Source organism: Dehalococcoidia bacterium, from assembly GCA_041653995.1.
Classification (GTDB): domain Bacteria; phylum Chloroflexota; class Dehalococcoidia; order GIF9; family UBA5629; genus CAIMUM01.
The window spans coordinates 37,382-51,473 of record JBAZEK010000002.1; the positions used below are offsets into that span (position 1 = coordinate 37,382).

Below are 14,092 nucleotides of genomic sequence, written 5' to 3' on the forward strand. Positions count from 1 at the left end.
CGGCGATGGCTCAGGGGCCGAATCCGTACAAAGAACTATTCTATATTACAAAAATTTATATGACAAGCCGATCGAGCATTGAGCGAACCTGCCTGATAGTATCAACGGCCTGAGCTCGCCAGTGATTATTGGCAAATATAAAAGTGTTTTCAGCTTTGCTGCTGATCATCTGAATCCTGGGAAGCCACTGCTCCAACTCTCCGGGGCTGTATGAATAATCATAGCGTTCCCAGGCCTGTTCGTGGTGCCACCACCTGGCAGCGTTCCTGCCATGGAACCGGATATATCCTGTCCTGCTTGTCACCTTGGCCACAGGCGGCATCAGCCGGGGCAACTCCGGCTCGTCCACGCAGCAGAATCCTATATCGCGGGCCGTGAGCCAGCTGCGAGTCTCGTTATTAAGCCAGGCGGAATTGCGGAATTCTATGACGAGCGGATACCCCTGCAGCCAATCTCCCAGCCTCTGCAGATAATCGCGGTTGGTGGAATTGTACCCGAAGCTGTAAGGGAACTGCGCCAGTACACATCCCAGCTTGCCGGCGGTCACCAGCGGCTGTAATATGCGTGCAAAAGCGCGGCTGGCCTCTTCCCCGCTTTCACGCACATGCGTCATCTCCTGGTTTGCCTTGACAGAGAAAAGGAAGCCCTCGCCTGTTTTAGCTGCCATGGATTCCATGGCAGCAAGGCCCGGAAGAGCATAATATGTAGAGTTCAGCTCCAGCGAATTGAATTCCCGGGCGTAATAGCTCAACCAGCTCTTTGCTGGCAGACCCTCGGGATAATAAACTCCCACCCAGTCTTTATAGCTGAAGCCGCAGGTGCCGCAGTAGATCACTACTCACCTCCCACATCTGGACACAGATGCAAACCGGGCCGCGATGATATAATCCCGATAATCTCTTTGAAGAAATTAGCGGTCGACCAGCGCCAGTATACCCCAAACGATAAGAAATATGCCGATGATCCAGCGCGCCATATCGAACCAGAAAATGCATAAAACACCGGCAATAATCGCGAGAACGGCTTTAGCTACGGTGCTCATCGTGAAATGCTTACTTGCCATCAGGTGTAAACCTCCTGTATCAATAATGTTCCACATATTATAAGCTTTTGACTTGGAGTGTCAATTCAACGTAAAGTTATATCACAATCGGCAATAAAAAAAGGCGGCGGATATTAATATCCGCCGCCTTTTATAATCAAGCGTTTATACTTCCCGGAATTCACCTTCCACTGTGCCCTCATCCCCGGGGGGAGGAGGCGAACCGGCATCCTGCGGGCCTTCCTGGCCGCCGGGGCCTCCGTCGGGCGGTGGAGACGTCTTTTGATATACGGCCGCTCCGATCTTCTGCATGGATTCGTTGAGCGCCTGCAGGGAGCTCTTGATGTAGCTGATATCGGTGCCCTGCAATGCTGACCTGGTGGCCGCTATCTTACCTTCGACTTCGCTCTTGAGGTCGGCGGGTATTTTATCGCTGTATTCGCGTATGGTCTTCTCGGCAGAGTACATGGTGGCTTCAGCCACGTTCTTGGTTTCAACCTCTTCCTTCTTACGCGTATCGTCGGCAGCATGAGCCTCGGCCTCGTGGCGCATCTTTTCCACTTCATCCTTGCTCAGGCCGCTGGATGCTGTAATGGTGATCTTCTGTTCCTTGCCGGTGCCCTTGTCCTGCGCGCGGACATTCAGGATGCCGTTTGCATCTAGATCAAAGGTGACCTCTACCTGAGGCACACCGCGTGGCGCAGGCAGGATACCGTCCAGGATGAACCTGCCGAGGGTCTTGTTGTCGCCCGACATGGGACGTTCGCCCTGCAGCACATGAATCTCCACGCTCGGCTGATTATCGGCGGCCGTGCTGAACACCTGGCTCTTGGAAGTGGGTATGGTGGTGTTCCTGGGGATGAGAGGAGTCATCACGCCACCCAGAGTCTCAATGCCGAGTGTGAGCGGGGTTACGTCGAGCAGCAGGATGTCCTTGACGTCTCCTTTGAGGACGCCGCCCTGTATGGCTGCGCCCAGCGCCACAGCTTCGTCCGGATTGATACCCTTGATGGGCTCCTTTCCGAAGAACTGACGTACGATCTCCTGTACCCTGGGCATCCTGGTCTGGCCGCCCACCAGAATGACATCTGTAACCTGCGCTGCCGTGAGGCCTGCATCCGAAAGGGCTTTCTTGCACGGCTCGATGCTTCTCTCCAGCAGGTCAGCGGCCAGCTGTTCCAGCTTGGCGCGGGTCAGTGTGATATTAAGGTGCTTGGGTCCTGACGCGTCGGCGGTGATAAAGGGCAGGTTGATCTCGGTTTGCCCGGTCGTTGAGAGCTCCCTCTTGGCTTTTTCCGCAGCGTCCTTTAAACGTTGCAGGGCCATCCTGTCCTGACGGAGATCGATGCCCTGCTCCTTTTTAAACTCGTCGGTCAGCCAATCCATCACCTTCAGATCTATATCATCGCCGCCGAGGTGTGTGTCGCCATTGGTTGATTTAACCTGGAAGGTACCGTCACCCAGCTCCAGGATGGATATATCGAAGGTTCCTCCACCCAGGTCGTAAACCGCGATCATCTCCTCTTTCTTCTTGTCAAGACCGTAAGCCAGCGCCGACGCCGTCGGCTCATTAACTATACGGATGACGTTAAGGCCGGCGATAGTGCCGGCATCTTTGGTGGCCTGCCTCTGGCTGTCGTTGAAGTAAGCCGGGACCGTAATTACGGCATCGGTTACTTTGTCGCCGAGAAAAGCTTCGGCGTCCATCTTGAGCTTCTGCAGGATCATAGCCGATATCTCTGCGGGGCTGTATTCCTTGCCACCCATAATTACTTTAGCGTCGCCATTGCTCCCCTCAACGATCTTATAGGGCAGTCGTTTGATATCGTTTTGGACCTCGGCGTCCTTGTACTTGCGGCCCATCAAACGCTTAATGCTGAAGATGGTGTTTTCCGGATTGGTAATCGCCTGCCGCTTGGCAAGCAACCCTACCAGCCGTTCGCCTTTTTTGTCCACTGCCACCACGGACGGTGTCAAACGCTCGCCCTCGCGGTTGGCGATGATTACCGGCTCGCCGCCCTCCATCGTCGCCACAAGGCTGAACGTTGTTCCAAGATCTATGCCAACTGTTCTTCCCATTTTATCCTCCTGATTTTCAGTATTTTATTTACTGATACTCCTTTTTTCATTTTTATTCATTGTCGGGGCACTTTTTATCACTACCCGCCCCGGTATTATTCCCTTTACCGACAGATACCTGCGAGGCCCTGAGCACCCTGTCTTTGATAGCATAGCCCTTCCGGTGCTCGGAAACGACAATTCCCTCGTCTCCATCTTCATAGGCAACCGCTTCATGAAAGTTGGGGTCGAAGGCCTGGCCCACGCAGTCGATTGCCGTGCAGCCGTGCGTACGCAGGATATCCTGAAGATTGCGCTGAATGATCCTGAAGCCTTCAACCCAGGTTGAGTCTTTAAACCTGGGATCAACCATATTAAAAGCGCGTTCCATATCGTCTGCAACAGGCAGCAACTGTTTCATCATCTCGGCATTAGCCCGCGATTGATATTCCTGTTTCTCCTGTTCCGTCCTTTTTTTCAGGTTCTGATAGTCGGCCCGTTCCCTCTGGGCATCGGCCAAGTAGGTATTGGCCTTTTCCTCTGCCTCTGCGAGGGCTTTTTTCAGTTCATCGATAGTGTCCTGTTCCTGTGAAACGGATTCCTCTGCCAAGATAACCTCCTGATTCAATTACCGGCTTTCATCGCGGCAGACTCTGGCAACCAGCTCGCTCAGCAAACCTGAAATATAATTCACAGTGGAGATGGCCTTTGAGTAGTCCATCCTCTTGGGGCCGATAATTCCTACCGCCCCCTGCACCTGGTCAGGCACGCCGTAATTGCTGAATACAAGGCTGAGGTCGCGCAGAGCGGATTCGCGATTCTCTTCGCCTATGATTACCTTGACTCCCTCATCCGTGACCTGCCAGTCGATTACGTTTCTCAACCAGCCCTTGGCTTCCATCAGCTCAAGCACGCCCAGCATGCGCTCACGCTGCACAAACTCCGGCTGTTCCAGCATCAGCCGCAATCCATCAAAATACGATGTCTCATATTCAATGGCATCTTCGCTGGCCATAACTTCTTTAATGGCATCGGAGATCTTCTTCTCCAGGGGGGTCATCTCCAGCTTCCTGGCTGCGATCTGGCCGCGCGTCCGGCCTGCGTATTCCCGGTTGAACTTAACGGCTGCTTCGCTCAACTGAGCCTGATCAACAGTGTCTGAAAATTTAATGGTCTGCCGCCTCAACACCGCGTTGCCCAGTATCAGCACCATCATGGCGATATATTGCTGCATGGAGATCAGCTCGATGTGTTTATACCGGCATTCGGCTGATTTGGGGAAGGTGACAATAGCAGTATTCCCCACCAGGCGCGACATCACGCCCGCAGCTACCTTAAGCAACCTGTCGTACTCATCAACGGCCGCATCCAGCAAACGCCTGATACGTTTCTGCTCTTCACTGGAAAGGTCTATGTGGCCCGATATATTTTCAACGTAAAACCTGTAGCCTTTGTCCAGCGGAACACTGCCCGCTGACGTATAAGGCCTCGTTATATATCCATCATCCTCGAGTGAGGCCATATCATTCCTGATCGTGGCCGGGCTCACGCCAAGACTGTGATGGCGCAGAATAGCTTCCGATGCCACCGGTGTGGCCGTTGCAATATACTCACTGACTATTATTTTTAAAACAGCGTCTCGTCTTTTATAAGCAGCCTTGCTCATTTTTAGCACTCTCCACTTTAGACTGCTAATTTACTATATACTTTAGCACTGGATTAAAAACAAGTCAAAATTGGGGAAGGAGGGCGGCCCGGAGGCCGCCCTGATATGTTCTTTATGTATCCGGCGATAAGGGCTTATTTGGGTGAAGCGATAACCTCCAATACAACATCCGACCACTGAATATACTGGGCAACGTTGTTGCCGTTAAAGGACCGCTTCATAAAACCGGCTTCGGCCTGGAACCTTTCAAGCCTGTTGTCCACCGCAGTGATAAGCTCCGGCGTTACATCCACTTCCACTATCGGTTTGTTCAAGTAAGCTTCCGATCGCTGGAAAGGTGAGCCGTCAACGGTGCCAAACTTGGGCAACGTAGTGCCGTATGAAATGCGCATGACCTGGAATCCACCCACTCCGGTCACCGGATCGAATGGATCATCACCCACCACTCTACCATCAATAAACTTAAGCTTGGCCTGTTTTATCTCCATGCCTAAAAGCGGGAAAATATTGTAACTGAAGAACGCGCGATAACCTATGTTCTTCTCATCGTCTCCCGCTTTATATATGCTGTTGTCCCTGTCGCCCTCGGATGTAACCGTGCCGCTCTCTTTGGGTATCAGGGTGAAGGTCTGAACGCTGCTGGGAGACGCCACCGGTATCACGATCTCCTGCCTGGTCTCGGCGCCCTTTCCATCGCTAACCACCACGAAAACGCTGTAATTACCCGATTTACCGGGCGCAGTCCATGATACCTTATTGCCGACGCCGCTCAGGGCGCCTTCCCTGGCCTCCCATTTGTACTGGACCGCATCTCCGTCCTGATCGCTGGCAATGCAGGTGAGAATAGCTGTAGTTGACGGCAGAAGCGCGGCAGGATCAGCCGTAAGGCCTGTGATGGAAGGGGCATGGTTAGCGCTCACAGTAATGGACACCGTTGCCTGCGCCGACCCGCCTTTGCCGTCATCGACAGTCAGTTTTATCTCATAGGTGCCATAACCTTTGGGAGCACGCCAGGTGGTATTAGGCCTGCCATTCTCGACAAATTCGCCGCCGGTGGCAGTCCAGTTGAAGTTGATACTATCTTCATTAGGATCGGATACCACGCTCTGTATATTCACCATTGCCCCGGGATATGTCTGGGTTTGCGCGGCAGTAAGGCTGGCTATGACCGGGGGCATATTGCCCGCGGGCGCCTCCTGCGCGGGTGTGGCGGCCGGCTGTGCGCAGGCTGCGACCGCCGTCAACGTGACAATCGCCATGAGTACCAGTGCATAAGCAATCCTGTTTTTCCTCATATATAACCTCCTGATTAATCGATTTCTGTTACGGAGCAAACGTGATAAGCAGGCTAACCTCCGGCCATTCGATATAATCTATGGAATTATTGCCGTTGCTCGCCCTGTAGAAAAGGGCTTCCAGTTGCAACCTGTCGGCACCCGCGGCAACCAGGCTTCTGACTTCATTGGTGACGTCTATCTCGTTGGGTGCTGATGTCAAAAGGGCGCCGGCCGAATAGAAATTCTCCCCTGTAATATTATAGCCGGGCAATCCTTCGCCATAGTTGACTTGCCACAGGCGCAAGCCACCCAACGCGTTGAAGGGGTCGCCAACTACCACTCCCGGTCCGAATTTCAGTTTGGCCTGCCTGACATTGGTCTTGTTAAGGCCGAAGATATCGAAGCTGAAAAATGCCCGGTAGGTCAGATTCGCCGCATCATCGCCCGCCCTGTACCTGGTCGTATCCTTGTCACCGGTGGAAGAGACGGTCCCGCTTTCCTGTCTGACTTGCTTGATGGTGATATCACTGGTCGACGGCGAGACATTGACTAAAATCGTCTGCTTGGATTCGGCGCCTTTTCCGTCGCTGATCGTACATGTGATGCTGATATCGCCGTTCTTGTTGGGCGATATCCAGGTTACCCTGTTTCCCGTGCCGGAGATCGAGCCGTCACCGGCGCTCCAGCTATAACGGACAATGTCCCCGTCGGGGTCGTTGGCCACGCATGTAATAACGGTGCTTCCGCCCGGCATAACGTTAACGGGGTTTGCGGACAGGCTGGTGATTGCCGGCGCCCTGTTGCTCGACACCGTAATCGAGGTACTGGATTGAGCGTAACCTCCTTTGCCATCTTCGATAACCAGAGTTATCTCGTATACACCGACCTGTGACGGCGCCTGCCAGATGTTGTTCTGCCCCGATCCCCCGAATCCGCCGCCGCTGGCCGACCATTTATAACTGAGAGTATCATTGGAGGGATTGATCACTGAGCTCTCTATTGCCACAGTTCCGCCTGGAAGGACCTCATTGTGAACGGGAGTCAAACTCTGGATAGCCAGCTGTTGACCCGCCGAGGGCGATGCCGCCTGTGAGCATGATAACATTCCTGTTGAGATCAACAATATACAGGATAATAGCAGCAACACATGACCGAAGTTCTTCATTTCGCTCTCAAACCTCCGCTCTTAGCAATACCAGAATTATAGCAACCGCTATGTCTAAAGCAAAGTTCCGTCAGCGGTTTGTGCCGCTGATATCGTAGCTGCACGCCTTCCATGCGTCCGCCGCAGTCAACTGAACAGTGAAACTCCACACTTCCCCGGGATCCAGGAACTGCCTGTAGGCTGAAGAAACGCCGATTAAATGCTTGTCGGCATCGAAGTAGCGGACGTTAATATTGCAGTCCGATAGAGGGGCACTGCTAATATTTTTCGCAGAGCCGGTGACAACCGCCATGCTTTTAATCGTATTGAGATCACCCGTAAATTGTCTGACCGTGAGATCGTGACTGACGATCTGCAGCCCGTTGCTCCCGGAACAGCCGCCGGACATAACGGCCAGCAAGATAACCATCCAGATGAGCCTGCCAAAATTCCTTGTCAACACTTCCATTCTCATTACGCAACAGTTCGTACTCTCTTCAGTTACACACCGATATATCATATCGTGCCACCTTCCAGGCATCGCCGCCTGTGAGGACAGCACTGAAATTCCAAACCTGACCCGGCTCCAACCGCTCTATGCTATCCGAGAATACACCCAGGCTATTGCCCGCGTAATCGTAAAAGGTCACGCAAATTTTGCAGTTGTCCAGCGGCCACATAAACGTATTCTGTGCCTGTCCACCAACGGTGGCTGTGCTATGCGACACATCCGCCGTAAATTCAGCCACTACAATATCATGCTTTACTATTTTGACGGCGTTAACAGGGCTGCAGGCTGGCAAGCAGAGAAACAATATCAACAATGTTAAAAACGCCCGCTTGTTTAAACGCATATTATCCATTACTTGCAGCACTTGGTAGGATCTCGCACAATTACGGTCACCTTCACCGTCTGGCTGGCCTTATTGCCCTGGCCGTCATCCACGGTAACCATTATATGAAAATCACCATAGGTCCTGGGCGCCTCGTAAGTGATAGACGGCCCGCTGCCTGTGATAGTGCCGTCAGTGCAAACCCATTTATAGTTCAACGGTAAACCCTGCGGGCTGACAGCCGAACACGTGATCTTAGTATTGCCCAGCGGATAAATATTCGTATGTTCAGCTGCCAGAGACGATATCAACGGCGTGTTGGGATTTGCGGCTGCTGCTGCGACACATGCTCCGCCAAATAAAAAGGCAAGCAAAGGGAAAAGTGCAAAATAAATTACTGCGTTATGTCTCTTCAAGTGTTCTTCTCCGGTCGAATAGATGATGCAATCGTATATATGATAAATACGATAGCATGTTTTCGCAAATTGAGTTTGTTAAATCCTGATCGCTTCATGTATGCTTTATACAAATATTCACCGAGGTATAGCATGTCTGATTTTCAAAGCAAGATAGAGAAGCTTGTAAAAAGAACTACCGAAAATAACCTGTGGCGACAGCGGGAATGTATTAACCTTATACCCTCTGAATCATCACCCAGCCTTCTGGTAAAGCTCTGCGAGATATCCGATCCTGTCGGGCGGTACGCCGAGCACCGAACTATGAAAGGCAGGGAGATATATTTTTACCAGGCCACAGACTTTATCAGGGATGTTGAAGAGGAACTGCAAAAAGAGCTGCAGCAGTACTTCGGATGCACCAACATTGAGCTGCGTCCTATCAGCGGCAATATGGCCAACGAGGTGGTTTTCAAGGGAATAGTGAAATTTCTCAACCGGGAGAAGCCGGTCAGCCAGCCGCTGAGAAAAATGCGCGCTGTAATCAACAACGATTTGAACAAGGGTGGACACCTCAGCGCCCAGCCGATGGGCGCCCTGTTTAACTTCGTAGCTGACAACACGGAGACGGGCAAGGAGAACGTATACCATTTCCCGGTTCTCCAAGATAATCCCTATAGGGCTGATACTGCTAAACTGGCCGACCTGATTGAATCGATCAAACCGGAGCTGATCATCTTCGGTAAGAGCATGTTTATATACAGAGAGCCGGTTCAATTTGTATCCGAAATCGTCAGCCGCATGAATCCGCGTCCCATCCTGATGTTCGATATGGCCCATGTGCTGGGCCTTTACGGTGCATTCCAGGCCCCTTTCAGCGAAGGCGCCGACGTCGTAACTGGAAGCACCCATAAAACCTTTTTCGGCCCTCAGCGCGGCGTAGTCGCCGGCAACATGGCCGGCGGGACCGGCCTGGAGAAGCTCTGGATTGAGATCAAGAGCAGGGCCTTCCCCGGCTCGACCAGCAACCACCACCTCGGCACACTGCTCGGCCTGCTGATGGCGACCTACGAAATGAACCAATTCAAACAGGACTATCAGACACAGGTGATCAAGAACGCCCGTGCTTTCGCCAAAGCACTCAATTCACATGGAATATCAGTTGAAGGCGATGCAAAAGAGGGATTCACAGAGACACACCAGGTGCTGATACGTGTCAGGAAATACGGTGTGGGAGAGGACATCGCCCGCAGACTCGAGGACAATAATATTATTACCAATTACCAGGCTCTGCCGGACGATGACAGTTTTATAGAGTCAAGCGGCATAAGAATGGGCGTGCAGGAGATGACGCGCTTCGGCATGAAGGAAGCGGACTTTGAGCAGCTCGCTGAGTACCTGAGCGAATGTGTTCAATCGAATACGCCGGTGAAGGATAAAGTCAAGGAGCTCCGCCAACGTTTTCTGACAATGCAATATTGCCTGCCTGAGGCGCAGTCGCTCTCACTGGCGGCCAGGGTGCTTTCTTCCATTCTGCCCGCCGATGGGTACTTGAATAAGTTCGCCGACAATCTGAAATCATTAACCTGAATTCAGCAGATATTTTAATCCTTAATTCAAGTCAGACTTTGTCGACAGTTAATCTGATTTCATCCTCTCTGTGCTCAGGCTTATAATTGTATGCGGCGATCACGATGAAACAACTTTATGCCATTGAGACATTCGCGCTGACCAAGAGGTACGGTAAAATCCTGGCGCTGGACAGCCTCGACCTGAAAATCGAACCAGGGGAGGTGTTCGGCCTGCTGGGCCCAAACGGCGCGGGCAAAACCACGGCCATATCCATGCTGTGCACCGTTAACTCTCCCACATCGGGAACGGCGCTGGTCAACGGTTTCGATATCCGCAGACAGGCGGGAAAGGTGAGGCGCAGCATAGGCATAGTTTTTCAGGATCCCAGCATCGATGACCGGCTGACAGGCCGTGAGAATATGATGCTGCATGCTACGCTTTATGACATCGGCACGATGCTTGCCCGGAAAAGGATAAACGAGCTACTGGGCCTGGTGGGGCTTCAAGACCGCGCCGATTCGCCCATGAAGACATATTCTGGAGGCATGCGGCGCAGGCTTGAACTGGCACGGGGACTTCTGCACAGTCCCAGAGTACTTTTTCTCGATGAGCCCACGCTTGGACTGGATCCACAGACACGCCAGCATCTCTGGTCACACATCGAGGAGCTTGCCAGACAATCAAATATAACGGTGATACTGACCACACATTATATGGAGGAAGCGGAACGCCTCTGCAGCAGGGTGGGTATCATCGATTCCGGCAGGATCAAGGTGGTGGATACTCCCGCTAACCTGATCGGTGCGCTGGAAGGCGATGTTGTGACAATCATAACCGGCAGACCGGCTGATTTCCTGGAGCGCGTCAAAGAACTCAGTTTCACCCGTAATGCCGAGGTGGTCGACAGCACCGTGCGCCTTCACCTGTCCGATGCCGAGAAAAAAGTGCCGGTAATCGTAGAACTGGCATCGGCCGCCGGCATCGAACTTAAATCCGTCTCTATACATAAGCCTACGTTGAATGACGTTTTCCTGTATTACACAGGCAAGGATATACGCTCCGAAGAAGCGGAAAATGAGTTGAGAAAAGCAATGAGAGTCATAAGCAGGCGAAGATGAGCGAGCTGAGAAAAATAGGCGCCCTGTGGTACCGCGAAGTGCTGCGATACTGGAGAGAGAAGTCGCGCATCGTATCTTCACTGATCCTGCCGGTGCTGTGGCTGCTGGTCTTCGGCAGCGGCATGCGGAATGTGGAGCTGCCGGGTGTGGACAACTACCAGGTATTCATATTTCCCGGCATACTGGGCATGACGCTACTCTTCACCTCTGTATGGTCGGGTGTCTCGATTATCTGGGACAGGGAATTCGGCTTCCTCAAGGAGATCATGGTAGCACCTGTTTCCCGCACCTCCATCGTCATAGGCAAAGCCCTAGGAAGCGGCACCAGCGCGCTGATACAGGGGTTCATCCTACTGCCCCTCTCGTTTCTGATAGGGATCAGGTTGACTCCTGAATCGATATTTCTGTTGATCCCCATCATGATACTGCTGGCGATCGGGCTGGTCTGCGTCGGGCTGTTGCTCGCGTCGCTCATGAACAGCATGGAGGGCTTCAACTTTATAATGAGCCTGGTCATCATGCCAATGTTCTTCACCAGCGGCGCGCTTTTCCCCATCTCTTCAGCACCCGGCTGGCTGCAGATATTCAGCTACTTTAACCCGCTGACATATGGAGTGGACCTGCTGCGCTGGGCAACGTCACCCGGCACGGCAACAGCTCTGCCGGTATATATAGAAGTTATTCTGCTGCTGGGATTCGCAGCGGCGATGATTGCGGCCTGCTCTTATACTTTCAATATAAAGAAGTGAGGGCGCTACTGCACAGTCACATGCAGCTTGAAAGTTTGCACGTCTTTCTCCCCACCCTCCCAGGGCCTGCTGTAAGAGAACGAGGCCGTGCTGGCGCCTGCCGCTAATGCCTCAAACGTCCACACCTGGTTGCCCGGTGCACCGACCATGCCTGTATTCTCTGGGGCGACCGTTTTGTGAGACGTTTGCTTTAATACGGCTGAATCGCTGATCCGGGCTTGCTCATCCCATGAAAAGCCGGTAGTGGGATTGGAGCAAAGGGTTACGGTGATAAAAGCTCCCGGAGCGGCCGTGACATCCTGTGTGATATGGGCCTTCTGAGTAAACTGCTGGCAGGTTACCGTTACCGAAACGGGCTCGGGCGCGGGCGGTGTAGGCGTCGTAGCAGCCGGGGCACAGGCGAGAAACGAGATAATCATAACAGAAACGGCTACCAATACGGTTATCCGACATTTGTTCATGGTTGTTATCCTCCTCAAATATAACTTGCCTCTGGTAAATCATTGTAAACCGAAGTTGTATTGATTTCAAGCAAGGGGAAGGTCAATGTATGATATCTTGACAAGGACATATGTCAAGCATACAATTTGCCGATAGTTGTCCCTGATCATAACTGAAAAGTGAAAAATAACTGGCAGGTAAAACCGGGCGACAAATTCGGCCGCCCTCAACGACTGAAAATCAGACCGCTGCGGCGTGTCCTCCGCACTACACACCTCTTCAGCATCGCCTATGGCAACGTTGGCTCTTCCATCTATTACGCCCTCGGTATAGTCGTTCTGGCAGCCGCTGGCGCCACGCCGCTTGCACTGGGCCTGGCTGGAATAATTTTTGTATTCACTGCTATGTCCTATGCAGAGGGAATAGCTATGTACCCCGAATCTGGCGGCTCCGCCAGCTTCGCAAGGCATGGATTCAACGATTTTGCAGGATTTCTGGCCGGTTGGGGACTGATGTTCGGGTATATTGTCACTATTTCTATCTCTGCAATCGCCATCCCCTCATACCTGGGTTTTTTCTGGGCCCCTCTTAAGACGTCGCCGGCCGTGATGACCGGCTTCGCCATGATGGTAGTGGTGTTTCTTATGACGATCAACGTTATCGGTGTCAAAGAATCATCTATATTGAATATTATGCTTGCTATTATGGACCTGGCCGTGCAGGCGGTTTTAATCACCCTGGCCCTGATGTTTTTCTTTAATCCCCAGCTTATTATGGAGAGAATCCTGAACTACTGGCCCTCGACCCAGGATTTTCTATTTGGTATAGCGATTGCCGCCATCGCCTTTACCGGTATAGAGACGATATCTCAGATGGCTGAGGAAACAAAACGTCCCGAGATACGCGGTCCAAGGGCGCTTGCGGTTACGACCATCGTGGTGCTGGTGGTTTACGCCGGCATCTCGGTGTCGGCCTTCAGCACCATGACCCCGACTGATCTGGCAACCAACTGGGCCACGGACCCCATTGCCGGGATAGCCAGTAAACTGTCCCATGGCATGAATCCCACCGATCTCGCGGCCCAGCTTTTCAACGTAGAAGCCCAACAAATCGTATTCACCTGGGCACTGAGCAGCCTCCAGTCTATACTTCCTGTGCTGGTGGCGGTGCTGGCGGCAACCATACTGCTCATAGCTACCAACGCGGGATTGCTGGGCATATCCAGGCTGGCGTTCTCGCTCAGCCGCTTCAAACTTGTGCCATCTATATTAGGCAAGGTACACCCCAGGTTCAAGACCCCCTATTTATCAATCATCCTTTTCTCGGTACTGGCAATTCTTCTGCAAGCGCCGGGTTTTTTTGTCCCTGACATGTATTCCCAGCTGGGTGCCCTTTACGCCTTCGGCTCGATGATGTCCTTTGCCATTGCCCACGCATCTATCCTGGCTTTACGCATCAGGGAGCCCTACAGGGAGCGACCTTTCCGCCTGGGATTAAATATACCGGTCATGGGCCGTGATTTGCCGCTGACAGCGATACTGGGCCTTCTCGGAACCGTGGCCATCTGGGTCGTGGTTGTTGTGATGCAACCATACAGCCGATGGGTGGGCTTTTCCTGGATTGCCCTCGGGCTGGTGATATACTGGTATACCAGCAGACGCAGAAAGTCAGAGGCCAATGGCTCCAACGGAAAGAACACAACGACGTCAACCTGATGCTGATTGGATTAAGGGAAACAGCGACATTATAATGATAGCTGTCCAAATAACTAAATAAATTATCAGGAACTGAAGGTAA

The 14,092-nt window shown here is 52.4% G+C and carries 15 protein-coding genes; 4 read left to right on the forward strand and 11 right to left on the reverse strand.

Features of this window, described 5'->3' with window-relative positions; genetic code table 11:
- Positions 1–55: 55 nt before the first annotated feature.
- From WC359_06375 to WC359_06420, 10 genes are all read right to left on the reverse strand, one after another.
- On the reverse strand, positions 56–835 hold the full coding sequence (locus WC359_06375; protein MFA5400044.1) for a DUF72 domain-containing protein: 780 nt from the start codon (positions 833–835) through the stop codon (positions 56–58).
- Between the two features lie 75 nt (positions 836–910).
- Positions 911–1,063 carry a hypothetical protein gene (locus tag WC359_06380; GenBank protein ID MFA5400045.1) on the reverse strand — a complete coding sequence of 51 codons (153 nt, stop codon included), beginning with the start codon at positions 1,061–1,063 and terminating at the stop codon, positions 911–913.
- A 144-nt stretch (positions 1,064–1,207) separates the two neighbouring features.
- A complete protein-coding gene (gene dnaK, locus WC359_06385; protein MFA5400046.1) occupies positions 1,208–3,121 on the reverse strand; it encodes a molecular chaperone DnaK in 1,914 nt (637 codons plus the stop codon).
- Between the two features lie 52 nt (positions 3,122–3,173).
- A complete protein-coding gene (locus WC359_06390) occupies positions 3,174–3,710 on the reverse strand; it encodes a nucleotide exchange factor GrpE (protein ID MFA5400047.1) in 537 nt (178 codons plus the stop codon).
- A gap of 18 nt (positions 3,711–3,728) precedes the next feature.
- Entirely contained in the window at positions 3,729–4,766 is a 1,038-nt protein-coding gene (gene hrcA / locus WC359_06395) for a heat-inducible transcriptional repressor HrcA (GenBank protein ID MFA5400048.1), read from the reverse strand.
- A 134-nt stretch (positions 4,767–4,900) separates the two neighbouring features.
- Positions 4,901–6,061, reverse strand: a complete 1,161-nt coding sequence (locus WC359_06400) for an Ig-like domain-containing protein (protein ID MFA5400049.1) — start codon at positions 6,059–6,061, stop codon at positions 4,901–4,903.
- A gap of 28 nt (positions 6,062–6,089) precedes the next feature.
- Positions 6,090–7,049, reverse strand: a complete 960-nt coding sequence (locus tag WC359_06405; protein MFA5400050.1) for a hypothetical protein — start codon at positions 7,047–7,049, stop codon at positions 6,090–6,092.
- A gap of 229 nt (positions 7,050–7,278) precedes the next feature.
- A complete protein-coding gene (locus tag WC359_06410) occupies positions 7,279–7,647 on the reverse strand; it encodes an FxLYD domain-containing protein (GenBank protein MFA5400051.1) in 369 nt (122 codons plus the stop codon).
- Between the two features lie 37 nt (positions 7,648–7,684).
- Positions 7,685–7,936 (reverse strand): FxLYD domain-containing protein, encoded by a 252-nt coding sequence (locus tag WC359_06415; GenBank protein MFA5400052.1) that lies wholly within the window; start codon positions 7,934–7,936, stop codon positions 7,685–7,687.
- Positions 7,937–8,049: 113 nt separating this feature from the next.
- Positions 8,050–8,436 carry a PKD domain-containing protein gene (locus WC359_06420; protein MFA5400053.1) on the reverse strand — a complete coding sequence of 129 codons (387 nt, stop codon included), beginning with the start codon at positions 8,434–8,436 and terminating at the stop codon, positions 8,050–8,052.
- 132 nt (positions 8,437–8,568) lie between these two features.
- On the opposite strand from WC359_06420, the gene WC359_06425 reads away from it, so the two are divergent.
- The 3 genes from WC359_06425 (at position 8,569) to WC359_06435 (ending at position 11,854) form a co-directional block, all read left to right on the forward strand.
- Entirely contained in the window at positions 8,569–10,005 is a 1,437-nt protein-coding gene (locus WC359_06425; GenBank protein MFA5400054.1) for a hypothetical protein, read from the forward strand.
- 104 nt (positions 10,006–10,109) lie between these two features.
- Positions 10,110–11,105 carry an ATP-binding cassette domain-containing protein gene (locus tag WC359_06430; protein ID MFA5400055.1) on the forward strand — a complete coding sequence of 332 codons (996 nt, stop codon included), beginning with the start codon at positions 10,110–10,112 and terminating at the stop codon, positions 11,103–11,105.
- Positions 11,102–11,854: an ABC transporter permease gene (locus tag WC359_06435; protein ID MFA5400056.1), complete on the forward strand. Its 753-nt coding sequence runs from the start codon at positions 11,102–11,104 to the stop codon at positions 11,852–11,854. Before WC359_06430 ends, WC359_06435 begins: the two co-directional genes overlap by 4 nt.
- A gap of 5 nt (positions 11,855–11,859) precedes the next feature.
- On the opposite strand, the gene WC359_06440 is transcribed toward WC359_06435, so the two are convergent.
- Positions 11,860–12,315, reverse strand: a complete 456-nt coding sequence (locus WC359_06440) for a protease inhibitor I42 family protein (GenBank protein ID MFA5400057.1) — start codon at positions 12,313–12,315, stop codon at positions 11,860–11,862.
- Between the two features lie 159 nt (positions 12,316–12,474).
- Between WC359_06440 and WC359_06445 the strand changes: the two genes are divergently transcribed.
- Entirely contained in the window at positions 12,475–14,010 is a 1,536-nt protein-coding gene (locus tag WC359_06445) for an APC family permease (protein ID MFA5400058.1), read from the forward strand.
- Positions 14,011–14,092 lie beyond the last annotated feature (82 nt).